Here is a 21,320-nt window from a genome sequence, read left to right as displayed (position 1 = left end):
CGGGTCAGCCCTTGGGGCAGGAGCTGAGCGACGCGCTGATGGGCCCCTCGACCTTCGGGGCCGGGCAGATGAACTTCGTGTACTCGTGGTTGTCGTCGAGGAAGCGCTTGAGGAACGCCGTGACCGCGACGCGGATCGTGGCGACCGGCACGTGCTCGCCGGCGGCGTGGCCGAGGCCCTTCAGCTCGAGGTACTGCTTCGGCGTGCCGACGGGGATGGAGTCGTAGATGGGCTTGCCCATGTACTTCGGGTCGGCGACGTCGTCCTTCTGGCCGGTGATGACGAGGCTCGGCGTCGTCATCTTCGGGTACGACGGGGTCGTCGCGTTCGGGTCGTTCACGTCGGGGATGTCGAACGGCATGAGCCCGATCGCGGCCTTGACGGATGGACGAGCCTGCGCGGCCTGGAAGGTGCCGCCGCCGCCGAACGAGTAGCCGATGAAGCCGAGGTCCTTCGCGGAGACCAGGGACTTCACCGCGCTCTGGTCGGTGAGGTAGTCGGCCGCGGCGAGGATCTCGGTGGCGCGCTGGTCGGGGAGATCGCCCACGTCGAGCGTGTCGATCGCGAAGGCGACGAAGCCCTGCGAGGCGACGAGCTCCGCCATCTCCTTCTCGTCGGCGTTCGTGTCGGTGAAGCCGGGCGTGATGACGACGGCGCCGAGGACGGGCTTGCCGGTGTCCTGCGGCGTGTAGATGACGCCGCCGCCGAACGTCTTCACGGCCGTCTTCGGGACGACGGTGGTGCGGACCGCGAAGGGCGCGTGGTGGTGGTTCTGGGCGACGGTGCTGTGCGAGGTGGACGCGCGGTGGGCGGGCGCGGAGGCCTGCGCGGCGGTCGGGATCGCGAGCGTGGCGACGAGCGCGACGGTGGCGACGACCGCGGAGCGGCGGAGCGGGGAGGACATGACGGACATGGGTGTCTCTCTGTTCGTGGTGAGGGGGAGCCCGGGCAGACGCCTCGGGCAGGGTGCTGCTGGACGTTAGGGGCTCGCGCCTGGGAATGCGTGCCGGTCATCCCCAGCTGCGATGCCTGGGGATGAATGCCCCGCTCGATGCCCCCGTGTGCCCCACGCGGGCGCATCAGGCGACCCGGGCGTCCGCTCCCGCTGCGCGCCCCCAACCGAGCCGGGATCCGCGCCCGAGCGGGACCTCCCGACCGCGCTCAGCCGAGCAGCGCGCGCACGTCGGCCAGCGTCAGCCCCGCCGCCGCGGCGATGCGGTGCTCGTCGAGCCCGTCGGCATGCGCGGCCCGCACGCCCTCCCGGAGGTCGGCGAAGCCGCGCGCGTACCCGGCCGCCAGCTCCGCGAGGCGCGCGGCGTGCGCGTCCCGGGACGGATCGCGGGCCGGTGGCGTCGCGCCGACGGCGATCACCCAGTCGGCGTCGGGGTGCCGCGCCCGGAGCACCAGCCGCCGCACCGTGGGGAGGTCCGGCGCCGACCAGTCGAGCCCGCCGAGGTCCGCGAGCGGCACCCAGCGCAGCTCGTCGTGGTCGGTGCTCGACGTCGGCGGCTCGCCGACCGGATCCGCCAGGTAGCACGAGAGGTCGATCACCCGGTCGCCGACGGGCACCTCGGAGCGGTCGACGACCGCGCCGACCGTCACGTCGATCCCGAGCTCCTCGCGGATCTCGCGCGCGAGGGCCTCCTGTGGCGTCTCGCCCGGCTCGACCTTGCCGCCGGGGAACTCCCACGTGCCGGCGCTGGACGTGTGGGGCGCCCGGCGGCAGGCGAGGGCGCGCCCGTCGCGGATCAGCACGGCCGCCACGACCTCGAGTCCCGCCATGTCGCGCCTCCGTCCGGGCCGTCCGCCCGCGTCGACGCTACCGGCCGCGCCCGGGGCGGCGGCACCCGCCCTGTACCGTGGGGGTCCGGCATCCGCCGCGACGAGAGGCTCACGCACGTGAAGATCAGCCACCAGCGTCACTTCGTGGTCGCCGCCGAGGTGCTGCACCACCCGAAGGCGGCGGATCAGCTCGGCATCTCGCGCGCGAAGCTCGCCTCCTCCATCCGCGCGGTCGAGGAGCACTACGGCAAGGCCGTGTTCGACCCGCAGAGCACCGAGACGCGGCTCACGAAGACCGGCCGCCTCGCCTACGAGGAGGCGCTCGAGGAGCTCGCGAAGCCGTCCACCCCGCCCGAGGCGCCGAAGCCGCCCGCCGGCGGCAAGGCGAAGGCCTCCAAGGGGCAGGGCCGTGCGCCCGTGGTCAAGGGCCAGCCCAAGCCGTACAAGCGCACGCAGGGGCGCTGACCCGGGATCGGATCAGCGCCCCTGCGCTAGCGGTGGTGCGTCCTACTTCTTCAGGAACTCCAGCACGGCCTGGTTCCACTCCTCGGGGTGGCTGACCGTGACGCCGTGCGGGGCGTCCTCCACGACGTGCAGCTCGGAGCCCGCGATGGCGCGGTGGGTGCGCTCGCCGGATCCCTCGAACGGCACGGTCGCGTCGCTGTCGCCGTGGATGACGAGCGTCGGCACCGTGACCTTCGTGAGGTCGTCGCGGAAGTCCGTGGTCGCGAAGGCGGCCATCGACGCGAGCGCCGCGTGCTTCTTCGACTGGTGCGCGAGGGCGATGGCCTCCTGGCGCTCGGCCTCCGTGACCTTCAGCACCCCGTTCGCCGAGAAGAACCCGGTCGTGAACTCGTCGTAGAAGGAGTCCTCGTCCTTCGTGAGGCCGGCGGTCATCTCGGCGGCGGCGTCCTTCGTGAGCGGGCCGTCCGGGTTGTCGTCGGTCTTCTCCAGGTACGGCGGCACGGCGGACGCGAAGACCACGCTGTGGAGGCGCTCCTCGCCGCGGGTGCCGATGTAGCGGGCGATCTCGCCGCCGCCCATCGAGAACCCGACGAGGGTCACGTCGCGGAGGTCGAGCGCGGTGAGCAGCGCGTCGAGGTCCGACGCGAAGGTGTCGTAGTCGTAGCCCGTGAGCGGCTTGTCGCTTCGGCCGAAGCCGCGGCGGTCGTAGGTGATGACGCGGTAGCCGGCGGCCTCGAACGCGGGCACCTGCTTCTTCCACGACTCGCCGGACAGCGGCCAGCCGTGGATGAGGACGACGGGGCGGCCGGATCCGCCGGTGTCGTCGACGTGCAGGTTCGTGTCCTTCAGGAGCCCGTGGTGGGCGGTGATCTCGGTCATGCGATCGTCCTTCCGTCTTCGGTGGGTTCGTGCAGCGCTCGGTCGCTCCGGAGCCGTCCGCCGGGCGGTGCGGTTCCCGGATCACCTGCGGCACGCACCGGGGCGCTGCCAGCAGGATGGACCCATGACCGAAGCCAACTCCTCCTACCGCGCCGCCCGTGACCTCCTGCAGGAGATGCGCACCGACCGGACAGGCGCGGCGGCGCGCTTCGCGTGGCCGGACGTGGGGGAGTCCTTCAACTGGGCGGTCGACTGGTTCGATTGCGTAGCGCGGGGGAACGACCGGGTGGCGCTGCGCGTCGTGGCGGGCGACGGCTCCGAGCGGAGCGTCACCTTCGACGAGATGGCGACGCGCTCCGACCGCGTCGCGACCTGGCTCGTGGGGCTCGGGGTGCGCAAGGGCGACCACGTCATGCTCATGCTCGGCAACCGGGTGGAGCTGTGGGAGACGATGCTCGCGATCATGAAGGCGGGCGCCGTGATCCTGCCCACCTCGACCGTGCTCGGCTCCGCGGACCTCGCCGACCGCGTCGAGCGCGCGGGCGTCCGCGCCGTGATCGCCGACGCCGCGCACACCGCCGTGCTCGACGAGGTGCCGGGCGCGTTCCTGCGCATCGCGATCGGCGCGAGCGACGACGCGCCCGCGACCGCCGGCTGGACCGACTACCGCGCGGCCGACCACGCGCCCGCCGAGCCGGTGCGCGTGGCCGTCGCGTCCACGGATCCGGCGCTCGTCTACTTCACCTCGGGCACCACGAGCAAGCCGAAGATGGTCGTGCACACGCACGTCTCGTACCCGGTCGGGCACCTGACGACCGCGTACTGGCTGGGCCTGCGGCCCGGCGACGTGCACCTCGCCATCAGCTCGCCCGGCTGGGGCAAGCACGCGTGGAGCTGCTTCTTCGCGCCGTGGATCGCCGAGGCCACCGTGTTCGTGCACGACTACGCGCGGTTCGACGCGCACGCGCTCGTGGAGCAGCTCGACCGCGCCGAGGTGACGACGTTCTGCGCGCCGCCGACCGTGTGGCGGATGCTCATCCAGGCGGGCATCCGGGAGCGGCCGGGGCGGCTGCGCGAGATCATGTCGGCCGGAGAGCCGCTCAACCCCGAGGTCATCGCGCGCATCGAGGAGTGGTGGGGGCTCGTGATCCGCGACGGCTACGGCCAGACGGAGACCACGGCCATCGTCGCGAACGCGCCCGGCGACCCCGTCGTGCCGGGCTCGATGGGCACGCCGCTGCCGGGCGTCGACCTCGTGCTCGTGGACCCGGTCACGGGCGAGCGCGCCGACGAGGGCGAGATCTGCCTCGACCTCGCCACCCGGCCCGTCAACCTCATGGCCGGGTACCTCGGCGACGAGGAGCGCACCGCCGAGGCGATGCGCGACGGCCTCTTCCACACGGGCGACGTCGCCCGACGTGATCCGGACGGCACCATCACCTTCATCGGCCGCACCGACGACATCTTCAAGTCCTCCGACTACAAGATCTCGCCGTTCGAGGTCGAGAGCGTGCTCATCGAGCACCCGGCCGTCGCCGAGGCCGCGGTCGTCGGCGCGCCGGATGCCGTGCGGCTCAACGTCGCCAAGGCCTACGTGCACCTCGCGGCCGGGTGGGAGCCCGACGAGGAGACCGCGCTCGGCGTGCTGAGGCACGCGCGCGAGCGGTGCCCGGCGTTCATGCGCGTGCGCCGCGTGGAGTTCGGCGAGCTGCCGAAGACGGCCTCGGGGAAGATCCGGCGGGTGGAGCTCCGGCAGCGCGAGGTCGACGCCGCCGACGCGGGCGAGCGGCTCGTCGGCGAGTGGCGCGACGACCAGTTCCCGGGGCTCCGGGCGCGCTGATCGCCGGCGCCCGGACCCGTCGTCGCGGCGGGCGACGACGCGCCCCCGACGGCCGGTAGCATCCCGTCATGCCCCTCGCGTCCTCGCCCGCCCCCGAGCCGCGGCGGGCCGCCCGGTGAGGGAGAACCCGTCGTACGCGCTCGAGGACGAGGGCGAGATCCGCCGGCTCGTGACGGAGAACCCGTGGGCCACGATCGTCAGCGGCACGGGCGCCGGGCTCGTCGCCTCGCACTACCCGGTGCTGCTCGATCCGGCCCGCGACGACCTCGTGCTGCTCACCCACGTGGGCCGACCCGACGAGCGGATCCACGAGCTCGGGCTCCGCAGCGGCCCCGACGGCGAGGTGCTCGTCATCGTGCAGGGCCCGCACGGCTACGTCTCGCCCGGCTGGTACGACGCCGACCCCGCCGTGCCCACCTGGAACCACATCAGCGCGCACCTCACCTGCCGCGTCGAGATCCTGTCGGCCGAGGAGAACCTGCGCGTGCTGGGGCAGCTCGTCGACCGCTTCGAGGACCGGATGCCCGAACCGCGCCGCATGGCGGGCACGGCCGCCGACGCCGCCTACTCCGCGCGCATCAGCGCGGGCACCGTGGGCCTCCGGCTCGTCGTCACGCGGTTCGTCGCCAAGGCCAAGCTCAGCCAGGACAAGCCGCCGCACGTGGTCGAGCGCGTGCTCCACGAGCTGGAGCACGGCGCGGAGTACCCGGACCGGGCGCTCGCCGCGGAGATGCGCCGGGCCCGGGCGCGCGACGCCGACGGATCCGCCGAGGGCGACGCGTGAGCGCGCTGCTGCTCGCGGGCGGACGCGTGGCCGGGTCAGCCGCGCCCGTCGACGTGCTCGTGCGCGACGGGATCGTCGCGTCGGTCGGGCCCGCCGGATCCGCCGACCCCGCCGGAGCCGAGGTCCGCGCGCTCGACGGCCGGTTCGTGATCCCCGGCCTCTGGGACAACCACGTGCACTTCACGCAGTGGACCAAGGTGTCCCGCCGCCTCGACCTCTCCCGGGTGTCGTCCGCCGCGGAGGCCGTCGCGCTCGTGCGGGACGCGCTCGCCGCGCGCGTCGCCGCGTCCGGCGGCGCCGTGACGGGCCCGGGCGGCGGCGTCCGCGAGGCGCTCGTCGGCTACGGGTTCCGCGACGGCCTCTGGCCCGACCTCCCCACCAAGCACCTGCTCGACGCCGTCGCGGGCGACACCCCCGTCCTCCTCGTGAGCGGCGACCTGCACTGCTGCTGGGCGAGCTCGGCGGCCCTCGCGCCGCACGGCTACGGCGACCACCCGACCGGCCTCCTGCGCGAGGACGACTGCTTCGCCTTCATGTACCGCGTGGAGGAGGGCGACGCCGCCTCGCTCGACGCGCAGGCCGTGGAGGTCGCCCGCGACGCCGCCCGCCGCGGGGTCGTCGGCGTGGTCGACCTCGAGATCGACTGGAACCCGGATCGCTGGCGCCGCCTCGCCGCCCTCGGGCACGGCGCCCTCCGCGTGGAGTGCGGCATCTGGCCGCAGGACCTCGACCGGGCGCGCGACGAGGGCCTCCGCACCGGCGACGTGATCCCGGGCACGCACGGCCTCGTGCGCGTCGGGCCCGCGAAGGTCGTCACCGACGGATCCCTCAACACCCGCACCGCGTACTGCTTCGACCCGTACCCCGACCTCGACGGCCAGGGCGGCGACGCGCACGGCGGCGCCTGCGGCACGCTCTCCGTGCCGCCCGAGGAGCTGCGCGGGCTGATGCTGCGCGCCGCCCGGCAGGGGCTCCGGCCCGCCATCCACGCCATCGGCGACCACGCCAACCGGCTCGCGCTCGACGCGTTCGCGCACCTCGACGAGGAGCTCCGGGGCACGCACCGCGACGCGGACGGCACGTCCGGATCCATCGAGCACGCCCAGCTGCTCACGCACGAGGACGTGGCGCGCTTCGCGGCGCTCGGCGTCGTCGCGAGCGTCCAGCCCGAGCACGCGATGGACGACCGCGACGTCGCCGACGTCTACTGGGCCGGCCGCACGGGCCGCGCGTTCGCGCTCGCCGACCTCCGCGCCGCGGGCACGCGCCTCGCGCTCGGCTCCGACGCGCCGGTCGCGCCGCTGGATCCGTGGGCCACGATGTCCGCCGCGGTCGGCCGGTCGCGCGACGGCCGGGCGCCGTGGCACCCCGAGCAGGCCATCGACCGGGCCGCCGCGCTCGACGCGTCGGTGCGCACGCGCGTGGCGCCGGGGGAGCGGGCCGACCTCGCGATCGTGGAGCGGGATCCGCTCGCCGACGCCACCACCGCCGACGACCTGCGGGCCATGCGCGTGTCCGCCACCCTGCTCGGCGGCCGGTTCACGCACGACACGCTCGGGAGCTGACCCGAGGAACACCGCGCGGGCGCCGGGCGTTGGGCAGGGCATGAGAGCAATCGCCTACACCCGCACCGGTGCCCCCGACGTCCTGCAGCTGGTCGACCGCGACGAGGCCGCGCCCGGCCCCGGCGAGGTGCGCGTCCGCATCGTCGTCTCGGGCGTGAACCCCACCGACTGGAAGTCCCGCGACGGCGGAGCGCCCGGCCAGGAGCTGCCGTTCCCCGAGGTCGTCCCGAACCAGGACGGCGCGGGCGTCATCGACGCCGTCGGGCCCGACGTCACGGACCTCGCCGTCGGCGACCGCGTCTGGATCATGCTGGCCGCCCACGGCCGCCCCACCGGCACCGCGCAGGAGAAGACGGTCCTCCCGGTCGACCGCGTCGCGCCGCTGCCCGACGGCCTCTCCTTCGACCTCGGCGCCAGCCTCGGCGTCCCCGCCGTCACGGCGCACCGCGCGCTCACCGTCTCCGAGGACGGCCCGTCGCGCCTCGCGCCCGGCGCCCTCGCCGGGAAGCACGTGCTCGTCGCCGGCGGCGCGGGCGCGGTGGGCCACGCGGCCATCCAGCTCGCACGCTGGGCCGGCGCCACCGTGATCACCACGGTCAGCTCGCCCGAGAAGGCCGCGCTCGCGACGGCCGCCGGCGCGCAGCACGTCGTGGACTACAAGCACGGCGACGCGGTGGCCGAGATCCGGTCCATCGCGCCCGACGGCGTCGACCTGATCGTCGAGGTCGCGCCCGCGCAGAACGCCGGGCTCAACCAGGCGGTCGCCAAGAACCGCGCCTCGGTCGCCGTGTACGCGAACAACGGCGGCGACACCGTGACGCTCCCCGTGGTCGACAGCTTCGTGAAGAACCTCCGCTACCAGTTCCTGCTGCTGTACACGGTGGGCCGCGACGCGCTCGACACGGCCCGCGCGGACATCCACCTCGCGGCTCTCGACGGCGCGCTGCCCGTCGGCGAGGAGGCCGGCCTGCCGATCACCCGCTTCGCGCTCGAGGACGCGGCGGCCGCGCACCGGGCGGTCGAGGACGGCGTGACGGGCAAGGTGCTCATCGACGTGACGCCCGCCTGATCCTCCCCCCACGACGGCGATGGCCGCACCGCCTCGGGCGGTGCGGCCATCGGCCTGTCGGGCGTCGTGCGTCGGCGCGGTCTACTCCAGGGCGCGGCGGGAGCCCGGCGCGCGTGCGATGAGGCCCTGCATGATCAGCGGCGCCAGCGCGCTCGCGTTGAGGCAGGTGGAGATGAGGAACGCGATCGCGAGGAGCGTCGCGGGGATTCCCCACGCGTCGGCCATGAGGTGCAGCCCGAGCACCGCGAGCGCGAGCACGAGCAGCAGCCACGAGGATCCGCGGGACCACTGCGGCAGGCGCGGCGCGGCGAGCGCGACGAGCGCCATGATCCCGGCGTTCACGACGGCGATGACGAGAGCGGCGCTCACGCGGCCGCCCTTCCGGGTGGTGCGATGGATGTCCTGGCGTGCTCGTGCATGGTGTCGTCCCCCTTCGACGGGCCGGTCGGCCTGCTCCCACTCTGACGCGACGGGAGCGTCCGGTGAAGTCGTCGGAAGGGGGGACACGCGACCGCCCGGGCGCGTCGTCAGGGCGCGGCGACGACCGTCGGCGCGAGACCTGCGAGGTCGAGACCCACGTCGACCACCACGACCCGGCCCGCGAGCGCCCGCGCCGGCCCCCGCAGCAGCCCGGCCTTGCCCGCGCCGAAGGTGACCGTGACGTCGGCGGGCAGCACCGTCGGATCCGGCACCGCGCCGTCGTCGCAGCCGACGCCGCTCGGGAGGTCGCACGCGATCACGCGCGGGCCGCCCTCGTCGGCGACCACGGGCAGGAGCGCGGCGACCACGCGCCGCGCCTCCCCGCGGAGCGCCGGATCCACGGTCGTGCCGATGCCGAGGATCCCGTCGACCACGAGCGCCGACGACGCGCCGAGCGCCGCCACGGCCGCGTCGTCGAGGTCCTCGGCCCGGTCGACGCGGATGCCCGCCGCGGCCGCCTGCGCGGCGCTGTCCTCGTGGATGCGGGAGGCCGTGCGGATCACGCGCACCTCCCGGCCCTCCCGCCCGAGCTCCGCGGCCGCGAGCAGCGCGTCGCCGCCGTTGTTCCCGGCGCCGACCAGCATGAGCACGGATCCCATGGGCGCGAGCTCCCGGCACGCGCGGGCCAGCCCCGCGGCGGCGACCCGCATCAGCTGCGCCCCGGCGGCGAGCAGCGGCGCCTCGGCGGCGCGGATGTCGGCCGCCGCGTACCCGTCCCGCAGCTCGCCCATGAGTCCAGTCTGCCGTGCGCGGTCCGGGCCGTCAGGCGTCGTCGTCGGCGGAGGCGAGGATCCGGTCGAGCGCGCGCCGGGCGTCCCGGACCTGCCGGTCGGCGGGATCCGCGTCCCCCGCGCACGTGGTGAGCGCCTTCCAGATCGCCCACCCCCGACCGCGAGCCCAGGCGTCGTCGTCGACCGGCAGGCGGTCGCGGAACGCGCGTCGGCCGTCGTCCGTCAGCAGCGTCCACGCCACCGCCAGGTCGCAGGAGGGATCGCCGACGCCGCACGTGCCGAAGTCGATCACGCCGCAGAGCTCGCCGCGGTCGAGGAGGATGTTGCCCGCGGCGAGATCGCCGTGGAACCACACGTCGTCGTCCCGCCAGCTCGCTCCGAGCGCGCGGGTCCACACCCCCATCGCGCGGTCCGCGTCGACTCGACCCCCGAGGTCGCGCAGCGCCGCGCGGGTCCCGGCGTCGTAGGTGCGGAGCGGAGCGCCCCGGAACCAGTTGTGCGCGCCCGGCCGCGGGCCGCCGGTCGCGTCGACGCCCCGCAGGGCGCGGACGAGGTCGGCGAGGTCCTCCGCGAAGCGCACCGGATCCGCCACCCGCTCCGACCGAGCGGTCTCCCCGGCGATCCACCGGTACACCGACCAGGGGAACGGGTAGCCCGCGCCCGGGCGGCCCTCCGCGAGCGGCACGGGGATCGGCTGCGGCAGGGCGGGCGCGAGCAGCGGGAGCCAGCGCTGCTCCTTCGCCACGGCCAGGGCGTACGGCGCCGCGCTGGGCAGCCGCACGAGCATGTCGTCGCCGAGCCGGAAGGTGCGGTTGTCCCAGCCGCCGGGGTCGACGGGCGTCACGGGGAGCCCCGCCCAGGCGGGGAGCTGCTCGGCGAGGAGCCGTCGCACCTGCGGCACGTCCACGGTGATCCGCACGGGCACGGGGCCCGGATCGGGGACGCCGGTCACCGTCGCCGTCCCGCCTCGCGCCGCCCCACTACGGCGCGATCTCGTCGACGATCAGCTCCGCCCACGCCCGGTACACGCGTCCGTACAGCGTGTCCTGCGGATTCGGCGCCGAGAACTCCGGGATGCGCCACGTGGGGAACGGGACGCTCGCGGTGCGCGCGTGCCGGGCGACGACGCGTCGCGTGCCGCGGTTGAGGGCATCCGCGTGCCGGCCGATGGCGCCGGCGATGAGCGGGGGCGTCGCCGGCGAGTCCTGCAGCGGCGGCACCTCCGCGATCAGCACGAGGGCGTCCGCGGGCATGCGCGCGTGCACGTCCGCGATGCACGCGTCGAGGAGCGACTCCCAGAGCGGCGTCGGCGTGAAGCGGATCGCGTCGCCGATGCCGAGCACGATGACGGCCACGTCGGTGCTCGCCCAGGCGGGGAAGGCGTCGAGTCCCGGGCGCCAGGAGCGCACGGTGAAGTCGGGGAACGGCTGCACGGCCCAGAACACGCCGCGGCCGGTGCGCACCGACAGCTTGTGGGCGACCTGGCCGGCGATGCCGAGGTCGTGCGAGACGGTCTGGTAGCCGACGGCCGTGCCCTCGCCGACGACGGCGAGGCCGTACGGATCCGGCCCCGGCTGCGAGCCCGTGGGGGAGTCGCGCGGGAAGGTGGCGCGGCGCATCTCGCGGTAGAGCAGCCGGTACTGCACGCGGCCGACGGTGGCCGAGCGGAGCGCGGCGAGCGGACCGGAGACCAGGGCGAGGAGTCCGCGGGACGCACGCGGATGCGCTGCGCTGCCCATCGCCGCCCGTCCTCCCTGGTGCCCGCCCGTGGCGAGCCCGAGACGCAGGATATCCCGAGCCAGGGTCCGCTCGCCGGGACGTCGCGGATCGGCTGTCCGCGAGGGCCTGCGGGATCAGGCCAGGAGGTCGCGCACCATGGGCGCCACGATCGTGCCGTAGCGCTCGATGCCGCCCATCATGCGCTCGTGCGAGAACGGGCCCGCGCTGTACTTGAGGTCGAAGCGCGTCGCGCCGACGGCCGTCAGGGTCGCGGCGATCTTGCGGGCGACCGTCTCGGGCGAGCCCACGTAGAGCGACCCGTGGTCGATCTCCTGCTCGTAGGAGGCGCGGGCGAGCGGCGGCCAGCCGCGGTCCTTGCCGATGCGCGCGTGCATCACCTGGTAGTCGGGGAAGAACGCCTCGCGCGCCTCGGCGTCGGTCTCGCCGACGTAGCCGGGCGAGTGGATCCCGACGGGCAGGCGCGGCTGCTCGAGCTGGTCGTTGGCGCGCGCGAACAGGTCGGCGTAGGGGGCGAAGCGGTGCGGCTCGCCGCCGATGATCGCGAGCATGAGCGGGAAGCCGTGGCGCGCGGCGCGGACGACCGACTCGGGGCTGCCGCCGACGCCCACCCAGGTAGTGAGGCCCTTCGCCGTCTTCGGGAAGACGTCGTGGTCGGTGAGGCCGGCGCGCGTCGATCCGCTCCAGGTGACGGGCGTCTCCTTCACGAGCTCGGCGAAGAGGCCGAGCTTCTCCTCGAAGAGGCGCTCGTAGTCGCTCAGCTCGTAGCCGAACAGCGGGAACGACTCCGTGAACGATCCGCGGCCGAGGATGACCTCCGCGCGGCCGTCCGAGACGGCGTCGAGCGTGGCGAAGCGCTGGAAGACGCGCACGGGGTCGTCGGAGCTGAGCACGGTGACGGCGGAGCCGAGGCGGATGCGCGAGGTCTTCGCGGCGATGGCGGCGAGCGCGACCTCGGGGGCGGAGATGGCGTAGTCGTCGCGGTGGTGCTCGCCGAGGCCGATGAAGTCGATGCCGACCTGGTCGGCGAGGACGCCCTCGGCGACGACGTTGCGGATCACCTCGGCGTAGGGCAGCTCGCGGCCGTCCGGTCCTACCGTGACGTCGCCGAACGTGTCCAGTCCGAGCTCGATCTCCTGCGCCATGCTGCCCTGCTTCCCTATCCATGCGAACGTATGCATCTGGGTCAACTGTAGGGGCGGGATCGGCATTCCCGCGAATCGCGCGGGCGGCGGGCCGTGTCAGTCGACGAGGGGCTCGGCGCGCGCGATCTCGGTGTCCTCCACGCGCGATTCCGGCATGAGGAGCCCCGCGATCACCGTGGCGAGCGCGCACACGCCCACCGCGAGGAACACGGCGCCGGATGCGGCGATCACGGCGTCCGGGTCTTTCTGGCCGCCCGCGGACTCCGCGAAGATCGCGTTGGCGATCGCGCCGAAGACGGCGACGCCGACCGCGCTGCCGATCGAGCGCGCGAACAGGTTCGCGCCCGTGACCACGCCGCGCTCGCCCCAGCCGACGCTCGACTGCGCGCCGATGAGGCTGGGGGTCGCGACGAGGCCGAGCCCGAGGCCCACCACGAAGCAGCCGACCGAGATGCCGACGAGCGTGGGCGTCGCCGCGAGCAGCGCGATGGTTCCGGTGCCCACGATCGTGAGCGCCATCCCGATCAGCACGGTGCGGCGGAACCCGATGCGGAGGTACAGGCGGCCCGACAGCGACGCCGAGATCGGCCAGCCGATCGTGAGCGCCGCGAGCGCGAGGCCGGAGACGAGCGGCGTGACGCCGATCGACCCCTCGAGGTAGGTGGGCACGTAGGAGGTGAGTCCGATGAGGATCGCGCCAACGCCGAGCGACACGAGCGTGGTCGTGAGCAGCAGCCGCCGGGAGAACACCCAGAGCGGCAGCACGGGCTCGGCGGCGCGGCGCTCCACGAGGAGGAACGCGACGATCAGCACGCCGCCGACCGCGAACGACCCGATGCTCGGCACGGAGTCCCACGCCCACGCCTGGCCGCCCTCCAGCACCGCGAGGATCAGGAGGCTGAGGCCCACCGTGAGGAGCGCGGCGCCCGCGTAGTCGACGCGGTGCCTGGTGCGCTCGATGGACTCGTGGAAGCGGCGGACGATCATCCAGCCGGCGACGAGGCACAGCGGCACGTTGACGAAGAAGATCCAGCGCCAGGTCGTGAACTCGGAGAACACGCCGCCGAGGGTGGGGCCGACCACGCTCGAGACCGCCCAGACGCTCGCGAGGTAGCCCTGGGTCTTGGCGCGCTCGGCGACCGTGTAGATGTCGCCCGCGATCGTGATCGCCATGGGCGCGACCGCCCCGGCGCCGAGGCCCTGGATCGCCCGGGCCGCGATGAGCGCGGGCATGCTCCAGGCGAACCCGCACAGCACGGAGCCCACGAGGAACAGGCCGATGCCTGTGAGGATGATCGGCTTCCGCCCCACGGTGTCGCTGAGCTTCGCGTAGAGCGGCACCGACACCGCCTGCGCGAGCAGGTAGATGGAGAACAGCCACGGGAACGAGGCGAAGCCGCCGAGGTCCGCCACGATGGACGGCACGGCGGTGGCGAGGATGGTCGAGTCGATGGCCACGAGGCCCGTCGTCATCATCAGGGCGACGAGGATCGGGCCGCGCTCTGATCGGAATCCGACGCCGCTGGTGTCAGTCATGAGCCTCCCGGGTCGAACGGTGAACGGGTGGGAGGTCGGTGGCATTCCCGCCACGCGGGACGGGTGTGGTCCACTGGGGGCACCCCACCGGAAGGACCCTGAGTGACGTTCCGCGCCCCCGACGCCTTCACCACCCGCCCCACGCTCCTCGGCACGTTCGGCATGAGCGCCTCCACGCACTGGCTCGCGTCCGGCACCGGCCAGGCCGTGCTGGAGCGCGGCGGCAACGCGTTCGACGCCGCGGTCGCCGCCGCCTTCGTGCTGCACGTCGTGGAGCCGCACCTCAACGGCCCCGGCGGCGACATGACCGCCGTCGTGCAGGTCGCGGGGGAGGCCGCGCCGAAGCTCCTCATGGGACAGGGATCCGCGCCCGCCGCCGCGACGCCCGAGCGCTTCCGGGAGGAGGGCCTCGACCGCGTGCCCGGCGCCGGCGCGCTCGCCGCGGCCGTGCCCGCGGCGGTCGACGCGTGGCTCCTCCTGCTGCGCGACCACGGCACGTGGGAGGTCGCCGACGTCTGGGCGTTCGCCATCGGGTACGCGCGGGACGGGCATCCGGTGCTGGAGAGCGTGCGCCGCACCATCGCGGGCGTCGCCGACCTGTTCCGCGAGCACTGGTCCGCCTCCGCCGGGTTCTGGATGCCCGACGGCGAGGCGCCCGCGGCCGGATCCCTCGTGCGGAACCCCGCATGGGCCGCCGCCATGGAGCGGATCCTGTCGGAGTCGTCGTCCGCCGCGGGCCCGGGCGCGACGCGCGAGGACCGCATCGAGGCGGCCCGCACGGTCTGGGCCGAGGGCTTCGTCGCCCGGGAGATGGTCGCGAGCGTGCAAGATCCGCACCGGCACTCCACGGGCGCCGACCACGCCGGACTCCTCACGGCCGAGGACCTCGCCGGCTCGCGCGCCTCGTGGGAGGACGCGGTGTCCATCGACTTCCGCGGGGTGCGCATCTGGAAGACGGGCGCCTGGGGCCAGGGGCCGGCGCTGCTGCAGGCGCTCATGATCCTCGACGGGTTCACGGACGAGGAGATCGACCCGGCGACGGCCGCGGGGATCCACCGCATCATCGAGGCGCAGAAGCTCGCGCTGGCCGACCGCGAGGCGTACTACGGCGACGCCGTGCCGGGCGGCGCGCCCCTCGACGTGCTGCTCAGCGCGGAGTACGCGGCCGAGCGGCGCGCGCTCATCACGGACGAGGCGTCGCACGAGCTGCGGCCCGGCCGCGTCGACGGCGTGGAGCCGTTCCTGCCGCCGCTCGTCGTCGAGGGCGACGCGCCCGCCTCCTCCGGTGGAGCGGGCGAGCCGACCGTCTCGCGCACGGGCGAGACGCGCGGCGACACCTGCCACCTCGACATCGTCGACCGCTTCGGCAACATGATCTCGGCCACGCCCTCCGGCGGCTGGCTCCAGTCGTCGCCGTTCATCCCGTCGCTCGGCTTCTGCCTCGGCACGCGCCTGCAGATGACCTGGCTCGAGCCCGGCGGACCCTCGTCGCTCGTGCCCGGGCGCCGGCCGCGCACGACGCTGACGCCCACGCTGATCACGCGCGACGGCGAGCCCGTGGAGGCGCTCGGCTCGCCCGGCGGCGACCAGCAGGACCAGTGGCAGCTGCCCTACCTGCTGCGCACGATCGTCGGGGGCTTCAGCCCGCAGCAGGCCGTGGACGCGCCGACGTTCCACACGACGAGCGTCCCCGGATCGTTCTGGCCGCGCACCTGGACGCCCGGCTGCCTCGTCGTCGAGGGGCGCGTGGGCGAGGAGGTCATCGCCGACCTGCGGGCCCGCGGGCACGTCGTCGAGGTCGCGGGGGACTGGACGCTCGGGCGGCTCTCGGCCGTGACGCGGGATCCGGCCACGGGCCTGCTGGGAGCTGCCGCCAACCCGCGCGGGGCGCAGGGGTACGCGGTCGGACGATGACGCTCGACCGGCAGATCGCCTCGGCCCTCATCGCCGACCACGCCCGGCGGCGCGTCGGCAGCGACGCCCAGCTGCGGGCCGCCTCTGCGCCGGGGCGGTTCGTCGCCGAGCCGGACGCCGCCACCCCGTCGACGGGCCTCGTGCTCGGTGCATCGGAGCAGCGCAACGCGACGTGCGGCGATGTCGTGGACCTCCGGGTGCTCGCGGTGGATCCGTCGTACCCGGTCGGTTCGGCGGGTACGCACGTGGATCCCGCCGAGCGCATCGCGGTCCGCTGGCACGGCCGCGGCTGCACGGTCTCGCAGGCATCCGCGTCGATGCTCGCCGAGCTCGTCGAGGGGCGGACGGCCGCGGAGGCGACGGCCCTCGTCGTGGAGCTGCGCGCGCTCATCCGCTCCCACGAGCTCCGGCCCGGCGTGGAGGAGCGGCTGGGCGACGCGTTCGCCCTCGCGGACTCCGGCCGCTACCCGCTCCGCGGCACGTGCGCGCTGCTCGCGTGGCACGCGCTGGAGGAGGCGCTCGCGCGCTGAGGCGGGTCCCGACGCGCGTCGGTCAGCCGTGCGCGCACGTCTCCTCGGCCGCGGTCTGGCCCGTCACGTCCTTCGGCAGCACGGTGCCCGGAGCGGCGGCGTCCGGGGAACCGGCGGCCGCGGATCCCGCAGACGACGAGGGCGAAGGCGCTGGCGTCGACTTCGGGGCCTGCACCCCGCCGCCGATGGAGCCGGGCGCGAGGCTGAAGTCGGAGTCCGACGTGACCGCGCTGATGAGCTGGGCGCCGGCCTGCGCGTCCGGGTCGACCCGGCCGTCGGTGCGGCGCACGCTCGGGTACTGCACGAACGTGAAGCGGTCGGTGGGGATGCCCTTGACGGTGAGGGCGATCGACGCGATCGCGGTGGCGCTGTCCATGGAGGTCGACAGCGTCATGTTCTCCACGACGGCGCGGGCGATCCCATAGACCTTCGCGGGGTTCGTCAGGGTGTCGCTGCTCGTCACCGTGCGGACGAGCGCCCCCAGGAACACCTGCTGGTTGCTGATGCGGTCCAGGTCGCTCCCGTCGCCGACGCCGTGTCGCGTCCGCAGGAACTCGGCAGCTTCGTGACCGTGGATGACGTTGATGCCGGCCGGGAGGTCGAGGCTCGTGTCCTTGTCGTGGATGGGCTTGGCCAGGCACACGGGGACTCCGCCCACGGCTTCGGACACCGCTTCGACGCCGCTGAACTGCACGACGCCGGCGTAGGGGATGTCGATCCCCGTGATGCTCTTGATGGTGCGCACGACGCAGCCGAGCCCGCCGCGGCTGAGCGCGGTGTTGAGCATGACGTGCGTCGATCCCGGCACGTCCGGCTTCCCGTCCTCGCCCTTGCAGGCGGGGATGTCGACGAGCATGTCGCGCGGGAAGGAGATGGCCGTCGCCCGCGTGTGATCGGCGCTGACGTGCACGAGGACGTTCGCGTCGTTGAGGCGCCCTGTGCCCACGACCTTCGGGTCGCCGTACCCATCGCCCTGTCCGTCTCGGCTGTCGCTGCCGACGAGGAGGATGTCCGCGCTCCCGTCGAGCCCGCCGAGCGCCGGCGGGATGGCGGCGCCGTCGGAGATGTCGACGGAGTTCGCCGAGACGGTTCGGCTCAGCTCCCACGCCGCGATCGCCGCGACGGACACGGCGCTGACCGCGAGCACGGCGACGGTCGCGGTGAGGACGAGGGCGACGTGCCGCGCGGCGCTCGGTGCGCGCAGCCGCCCGTGTCGCGCGATCCCCGGCCGCGACGATCGTTCCGCGCCGGAGGGGGGCTCCGCGGCGGTCGGGAACTCGTCGTCGAAGGGCATGGTCGCTCCTGTGCTGGATCGGTCCCGCGGCGGCTCGTGGGCGCCGCGGGATGCGCGGACCGCTCGGGGGTCGGGACGCGCGTGGCCACCGTACCGCCGCGCGGTGCGGCGGCGAGCGGATCGTCCCGGCGGTCGGGTGCCGCTCAGGGGCGCCGGTCGACGTCCGCGCCCGAGCTGAGGTCGGCCGCCTCGACGAGCCGCGCGTCGTGCGCGGAGAGGTACGCGCGGGCGCCCGCGTCGCCGCGCAGCACGTCAGCGAGCGGCATCCAGTGGGCGCGGCCGATCAGGGCGGGATGGCCGGGGCGGCCGCGGAAGACCGCCTGCCGGAGCGTCGCCGGATCCACGGGCGCCGCGTCGAGCACGCGGCGGACGGTGGCCGCCTCGAGGTCGGGGACGTCGACCGGGACGACGGCGAGCGCGACGGGCGTCGGATCGAGCGCCGTGGCGGCCCGGAGCGCCGCGCGCAGGGAGGCGGACATGCCGCCGGCCCAGTCGTCGGCGCGCACGATGATCGCGCTCGCGGCCTCGGGCCGCGTCCCGAGCAGCGCCTCGGCCGCGTCCGCCGACGCCCCGAGCACGACGAGCACGGGGTCGCAGCCGGCGTGGGCGAGCGCGCGGATCGCGGTCGCGAGCCAGGGCGTGCCGTCGGGATGCGTCGCGAGCGCCTTGGGGCCGCCGAAGCGGGTGCCGGCGCCGCCGGCGAGCACGACGCCCGCGATGCGCGTGCCCGGCCGCCGGTCGTCGGTCGCGCCCGCTGATCCCGCCTCCGCCATCCGCCCATGCTAGGAGCGCGCCCCACGCCGCCGCGGCCCCGCCGTCCCTCGCCCTCCCCGGGCGCGCGGCCTACGCTCGACGGATGGACTCCGACACCGCATTCGCCCTCGCCCTCACCCTGACGCTCGGCGTGCCGGTGCTCGTGATCCTCGCGGCCGTCGTGCTCGTCGCCGCCCGAGCCCGCGGCGCCGGCTGGGGCTGGTATCTCGTGGGGACCACGATCGTCGCGCTGGTCCTCGCCCTGGGCCTCGCCGTGCTCGCGGCCTGGGCGACGCGCGACGGGGTCGGACAGCTCGACGAGGGCGCCGGCGCCTTCGGGATCGTGCTCATGGGCCTCATGGGCGCGGTCGCGACGTTCGTGATCGGCGTCATCGCGGGCACGGCCGGCCTCATCGCCGCCGCCGCGCGCCGACGCGACCGCGTGCCGTCCTCCGCGCTCGTCCACGGGTGACCCGCCCCGCCGCCACCGGGGACCGCGTGCCCCCGCGTCGGCGCACCACCCGGCCGCCGGGGCGCGTCGCCCGCACCGCGACGGGCGTCGCGACCCGCGTCGGCCCGACCGGCACCTTCGCCGTCGTCCTCGTCCTCGGCCTGCTCGTCATCACCGCCGCCACGAGCCTCTTCGCGGGCCTCTACGTCGCGGTGATCGACGACGACAGCGTCGCCCTCCTCGACGAGCCCGTGCTGCACCTCGCCATGGGCGCGCGCTCGCCGTGGCTCGACACGGCCGTCACCGTCTTCACGGAGGCCGCGGGCGTCTACGCCGTGCCGATCATGGGCGTCGCGGTGATCGCGGTCCTCGCGGTCCGCCGCCGCCAGTGGGTGCCGGTCGTGCTCGGCCTCACCGCGGGCGCGGGATCCCTCGCCATGACCGAGGTCGGCAAGGAGCTCGTCGGCCGCGACCGCCCGCCGCGCGCCGACGCCGTGCCGCCCTACGAGACGTCGCCGTCGTTCCCCTCGGGCCACACGCTCAACGCCAGCGTGGTCGCAGGCATCGTCGCGTACCTCCTCGTGCTCCGGCAGGTGCGGCGGGCGACGCGCGTGCTCACCTACGTCATGGCCATCGCGTTCGCCGCCTCCGTGAGCCTCAGCCGGGTCTACCTCGGGCACCACTGGCTCACCGACGTGATCGCCGGCTGGCTGCTCGCGCTCGCGTGGCTGGCCCTCCTCGTGGTGGCGCACCGCGCGCGACTGCGGCTGCGGGAGGCACGCGAGCGCGACGCCGGCCGCGGCTGACCGGCCGTGCGCCGGCCGTGCCCCGGCTGAGCGCCGTCAGCCCGCCGACACCCGCCGCCCCTGCACGAACACGCCCGCGATGGCCGGCTCGCGGAGCCCCATCAGCAGGGTGAACAGGATCTGGTCGGTGGCGCGGGCGTCGTCGTCCGCGCGGATCCCGTGCTCGAGCGTCCGCGCGAGCGGCTCCCAGCGGTCCGGCGTGACGCGGAGGAAGTCGGCGTCCTTGCCCACGTCGAGGTTGCCGTAGCGCTCCTCCATGTCGAGGGCGCGAGCGCCCGCGAGCGTTCCGGTGAAGAGGAGCTCGGCGGCGTCGATCTCCACGCCCGCGTCGCCGGGCTCCGAGAGGTGCACCTTGAACGCGTCGTTGAGCACGCGCGAGACGAGCCACTCGTCGCCGGCGCCCACGTCGGATCCGATCGCCACGTTGACGCCCGACGCGATCGTGCGCCGCCACGGCATGGTGCCGGAGCCGAGGAACTGCTGCGACGTCGGGCAGTGCGCGATGCTGCTGCCCGTCTCCGCGAGGCGCGCGAGCTCGGAGTCCTGGCAGTGCACCGCGTGGGCGAACACGCTGCGCCGGCCGAGGAGGCTGGATCCGCCCCGCTCCGACCCGGGCAGGAAGAGACCGTCGTAGGTGTCGAGGTAGGTCTCGGTGCCGTAGACCTGCCGGACGGCGGCGATCTCGCCCGTGCCGGGCCGGTCGTTCTCGTTGAGGTGCGAGTGGAAGTGCACGCCCTCACCGCGCGCCACGTCGTACAGCTCGCCGAGGCCGCGGAGCGTCGTCGGCGTGACCGAGAGGCTGAAGCGCGGCACGATCGCGACCTGGAGCGTCGCCGTCGTCGCGTCGCCCGTGTCGACGGCGTGCCAGCGGTCGATCTCGGCACACGACAGCGCGATCGCGTCCTCCTCCGAGGTGAGGAGCGGGGTGGCGGGGCCGGAGCCGACCGTCTGGATCCCGCGACCGCTCACGAGCCGCAGGCCCGCGTCCCGGGAGGCCTCGAACAGGGCGTCCTGCGCGTGCGGGAACGCGGAGCCGAAGACCAACGCGCTCGTCGTGCCCGCCATGATCCGGCGCCGGGTGAAGTCGTGCGCGATCATGCGCGCGAAGCCCTCGTCCTCGAGGCGCGCCTCGGAGGGGAACACGCAGGAGTCGAGCCACTCGAGGAGCTGGCCGCCGCCGTGCGCGCTCGTCGTGTAGGTCTGCGGGAAGTGCACGTGCGCGTCGACGAAGCCGGGGAGCAGGAAGTCGGACGCGTCGCCGTGCACGGGGGCGTCGGCGAAGGCGGCCGGGAGCTCGCGGTAGGGGCCGACCCACGCGATCCGGCCGGCGTCGTCGACCGCGAGCGCGCCGTCGGGGACGGACACGAGGTGCCGGCGGGCGTCCTGCACGAGCGGGGATCCCGTGATGTGGAGGACGTGGCCGCGGTGGACGGTGCGGCGCCCCGGGGAGGCGGGGGCCGCGGGGGTGCTGGTGGTCCGGTGGTCGCTCATGCGGATCCGTTCGCTCGGCTGGTGCGCGGCGGTGCAGGGAGGCGGGATCCCGCGGGCACGGTGCGTGC

21 protein-coding genes are annotated in these 21,320 nt (G+C 74.8%); 9 read left to right on the top strand and 12 right to left on the bottom strand.

Annotation, left to right across the window (positions count from 1 at the left end):
• Positions 1-4 precede the first annotated feature (4 nt).
• Positions 5-913, bottom strand: coding sequence for a dienelactone hydrolase family protein (locus AWH51_RS11395; protein ID WP_063072190.1), 909 nt, complete (start codon positions 911-913; stop codon positions 5-7).
• 248 nt (positions 914-1,161) lie between these two features.
• A complete protein-coding gene (locus AWH51_RS11390) occupies positions 1,162-1,782 on the bottom strand; it encodes a (deoxy)nucleoside triphosphate pyrophosphohydrolase (protein ID WP_063072189.1) in 621 nt (206 codons plus the stop codon).
• 117 nt (positions 1,783-1,899) lie between these two features.
• Here AWH51_RS11390 and AWH51_RS11385 point away from each other — a divergent pair, with 117 nt between their 5' ends.
• Positions 1,900-2,247 (top strand): LysR family transcriptional regulator, encoded by a 348-nt coding sequence (locus AWH51_RS11385; protein ID WP_063072188.1) that lies wholly within the window; start codon positions 1,900-1,902, stop codon positions 2,245-2,247.
• 42 nt (positions 2,248-2,289) lie between these two features.
• Here the strand turns inward: AWH51_RS11385 and AWH51_RS11380 are convergent, their stop codons facing one another.
• Positions 2,290-3,126: an alpha/beta fold hydrolase gene (locus AWH51_RS11380; RefSeq protein ID WP_063072187.1), complete on the bottom strand. Its 837-nt coding sequence runs from the start codon at positions 3,124-3,126 to the stop codon at positions 2,290-2,292.
• 124 nt (positions 3,127-3,250) lie between these two features.
• Here AWH51_RS11380 and AWH51_RS11375 point away from each other — a divergent pair, with 124 nt between their 5' ends.
• From AWH51_RS11375 to AWH51_RS11360, 4 genes are all read left to right on the top strand, one after another.
• Positions 3,251-4,966 (top strand): AMP-binding protein, encoded by a 1,716-nt coding sequence (locus tag AWH51_RS11375; protein ID WP_063072186.1) that lies wholly within the window; start codon positions 3,251-3,253, stop codon positions 4,964-4,966.
• Between the two features lie 115 nt (positions 4,967-5,081).
• Positions 5,082-5,750: an FMN-binding negative transcriptional regulator gene (locus AWH51_RS11370; protein ID WP_063072185.1), complete on the top strand. Its 669-nt coding sequence runs from the start codon at positions 5,082-5,084 to the stop codon at positions 5,748-5,750.
• Positions 5,747-7,315, top strand: a complete 1,569-nt coding sequence (locus AWH51_RS11365) for an amidohydrolase (RefSeq protein WP_063072184.1) — start codon at positions 5,747-5,749, stop codon at positions 7,313-7,315. The genes AWH51_RS11370 and AWH51_RS11365 overlap by 4 nt, the downstream gene beginning before the upstream one ends.
• Before the next feature lie 40 nt (positions 7,316-7,355).
• Positions 7,356-8,384 (top strand): NADPH:quinone reductase, encoded by a 1,029-nt coding sequence (locus AWH51_RS11360; RefSeq protein ID WP_063072183.1) that lies wholly within the window; start codon positions 7,356-7,358, stop codon positions 8,382-8,384.
• A gap of 81 nt (positions 8,385-8,465) precedes the next feature.
• Here AWH51_RS11360 and AWH51_RS11355 read toward each other — a convergent pair whose 3' ends face one another.
• The 6 genes from AWH51_RS11355 to AWH51_RS11330 form a co-directional block, all read right to left on the bottom strand.
• Positions 8,466-8,753 carry a hypothetical protein gene (locus AWH51_RS11355; RefSeq protein ID WP_063072182.1) on the bottom strand — a complete coding sequence of 96 codons (288 nt, stop codon included), beginning with the start codon at positions 8,751-8,753 and terminating at the stop codon, positions 8,466-8,468.
• Positions 8,754-8,911: 158 nt separating this feature from the next.
• Positions 8,912-9,595, bottom strand: a complete 684-nt coding sequence (locus AWH51_RS11350; RefSeq protein ID WP_063072181.1) for an NAD(P)H-hydrate epimerase — start codon at positions 9,593-9,595, stop codon at positions 8,912-8,914.
• 31 nt (positions 9,596-9,626) lie between these two features.
• Positions 9,627-10,547: an aminoglycoside phosphotransferase family protein gene (locus AWH51_RS11345; protein ID WP_063072180.1), complete on the bottom strand. Its 921-nt coding sequence runs from the start codon at positions 10,545-10,547 to the stop codon at positions 9,627-9,629.
• 28 nt (positions 10,548-10,575) lie between these two features.
• Entirely contained in the window at positions 10,576-11,334 is a 759-nt protein-coding gene (locus tag AWH51_RS11340) for an esterase (protein ID WP_063072179.1), read from the bottom strand.
• Positions 11,335-11,448: 114 nt separating this feature from the next.
• The gene (locus AWH51_RS11335) at positions 11,449-12,477 is read right to left on the bottom strand and encodes an LLM class flavin-dependent oxidoreductase (protein WP_063072178.1); all 1,029 of its coding nucleotides are present in this window, start codon (positions 12,475-12,477) and stop codon (positions 11,449-11,451) included.
• A gap of 96 nt (positions 12,478-12,573) precedes the next feature.
• Positions 12,574-14,013, bottom strand: coding sequence for an MFS transporter (locus AWH51_RS11330; protein WP_063072177.1), 1,440 nt, complete (start codon positions 14,011-14,013; stop codon positions 12,574-12,576).
• Positions 14,014-14,115: 102 nt separating this feature from the next.
• Here AWH51_RS11330 and AWH51_RS11325 point away from each other — a divergent pair, with 102 nt between their 5' ends.
• Positions 14,116-15,927 (top strand): gamma-glutamyltransferase family protein, encoded by a 1,812-nt coding sequence (locus tag AWH51_RS11325; RefSeq protein ID WP_063072176.1) that lies wholly within the window; start codon positions 14,116-14,118, stop codon positions 15,925-15,927.
• On the top strand, positions 15,924-16,457 hold the full coding sequence (locus tag AWH51_RS11320) for an iron-sulfur cluster assembly scaffold protein (RefSeq protein WP_063072175.1): 534 nt from the start codon (positions 15,924-15,926) through the stop codon (positions 16,455-16,457). Before AWH51_RS11325 ends, AWH51_RS11320 begins: the two co-directional genes overlap by 4 nt.
• A 22-nt stretch (positions 16,458-16,479) precedes the next feature.
• On the opposite strand, the gene AWH51_RS11315 is transcribed toward AWH51_RS11320, so the two are convergent.
• Complete coding sequence (locus tag AWH51_RS11315; RefSeq protein ID WP_063072174.1) at positions 16,480-17,751, bottom strand: LCP family protein; 1,272 nt, start codon at positions 17,749-17,751, stop codon at positions 16,480-16,482.
• Between the two features lie 143 nt (positions 17,752-17,894).
• Positions 17,895-18,524, bottom strand: coding sequence for a nucleotidyltransferase family protein (locus tag AWH51_RS11310; RefSeq protein WP_063072173.1), 630 nt, complete (start codon positions 18,522-18,524; stop codon positions 17,895-17,897).
• 83 nt (positions 18,525-18,607) lie between these two features.
• Between AWH51_RS11310 and AWH51_RS11305 the strand changes: the two genes are divergently transcribed.
• Complete coding sequence (locus AWH51_RS11305) at positions 18,608-18,976, top strand: hypothetical protein (protein ID WP_063072172.1); 369 nt, start codon at positions 18,608-18,610, stop codon at positions 18,974-18,976.
• Positions 18,973-19,761, top strand: coding sequence for a phosphatase PAP2 family protein (locus AWH51_RS11300; protein WP_063072171.1), 789 nt, complete (start codon positions 18,973-18,975; stop codon positions 19,759-19,761). Before AWH51_RS11305 ends, AWH51_RS11300 begins: the two co-directional genes overlap by 4 nt.
• Positions 19,762-19,797: 36 nt before the next feature.
• Here AWH51_RS11300 and AWH51_RS11295 read toward each other — a convergent pair whose 3' ends face one another.
• Complete coding sequence (locus tag AWH51_RS11295) at positions 19,798-21,252, bottom strand: amidohydrolase family protein (RefSeq protein WP_063072170.1); 1,455 nt, start codon at positions 21,250-21,252, stop codon at positions 19,798-19,800.
• Between the last annotated feature and the right edge of the window lie 68 nt (positions 21,253-21,320).

Origin of the sequence: Clavibacter tessellarius (genome assembly GCF_001618005.1) — a bacterium.
Lineage (GTDB): Bacteria > Actinomycetota > Actinomycetes > Actinomycetales > Microbacteriaceae > Clavibacter > Clavibacter tessellarius_A.
This window is presented reverse-complemented; position numbering and strand designations above follow the sequence as displayed.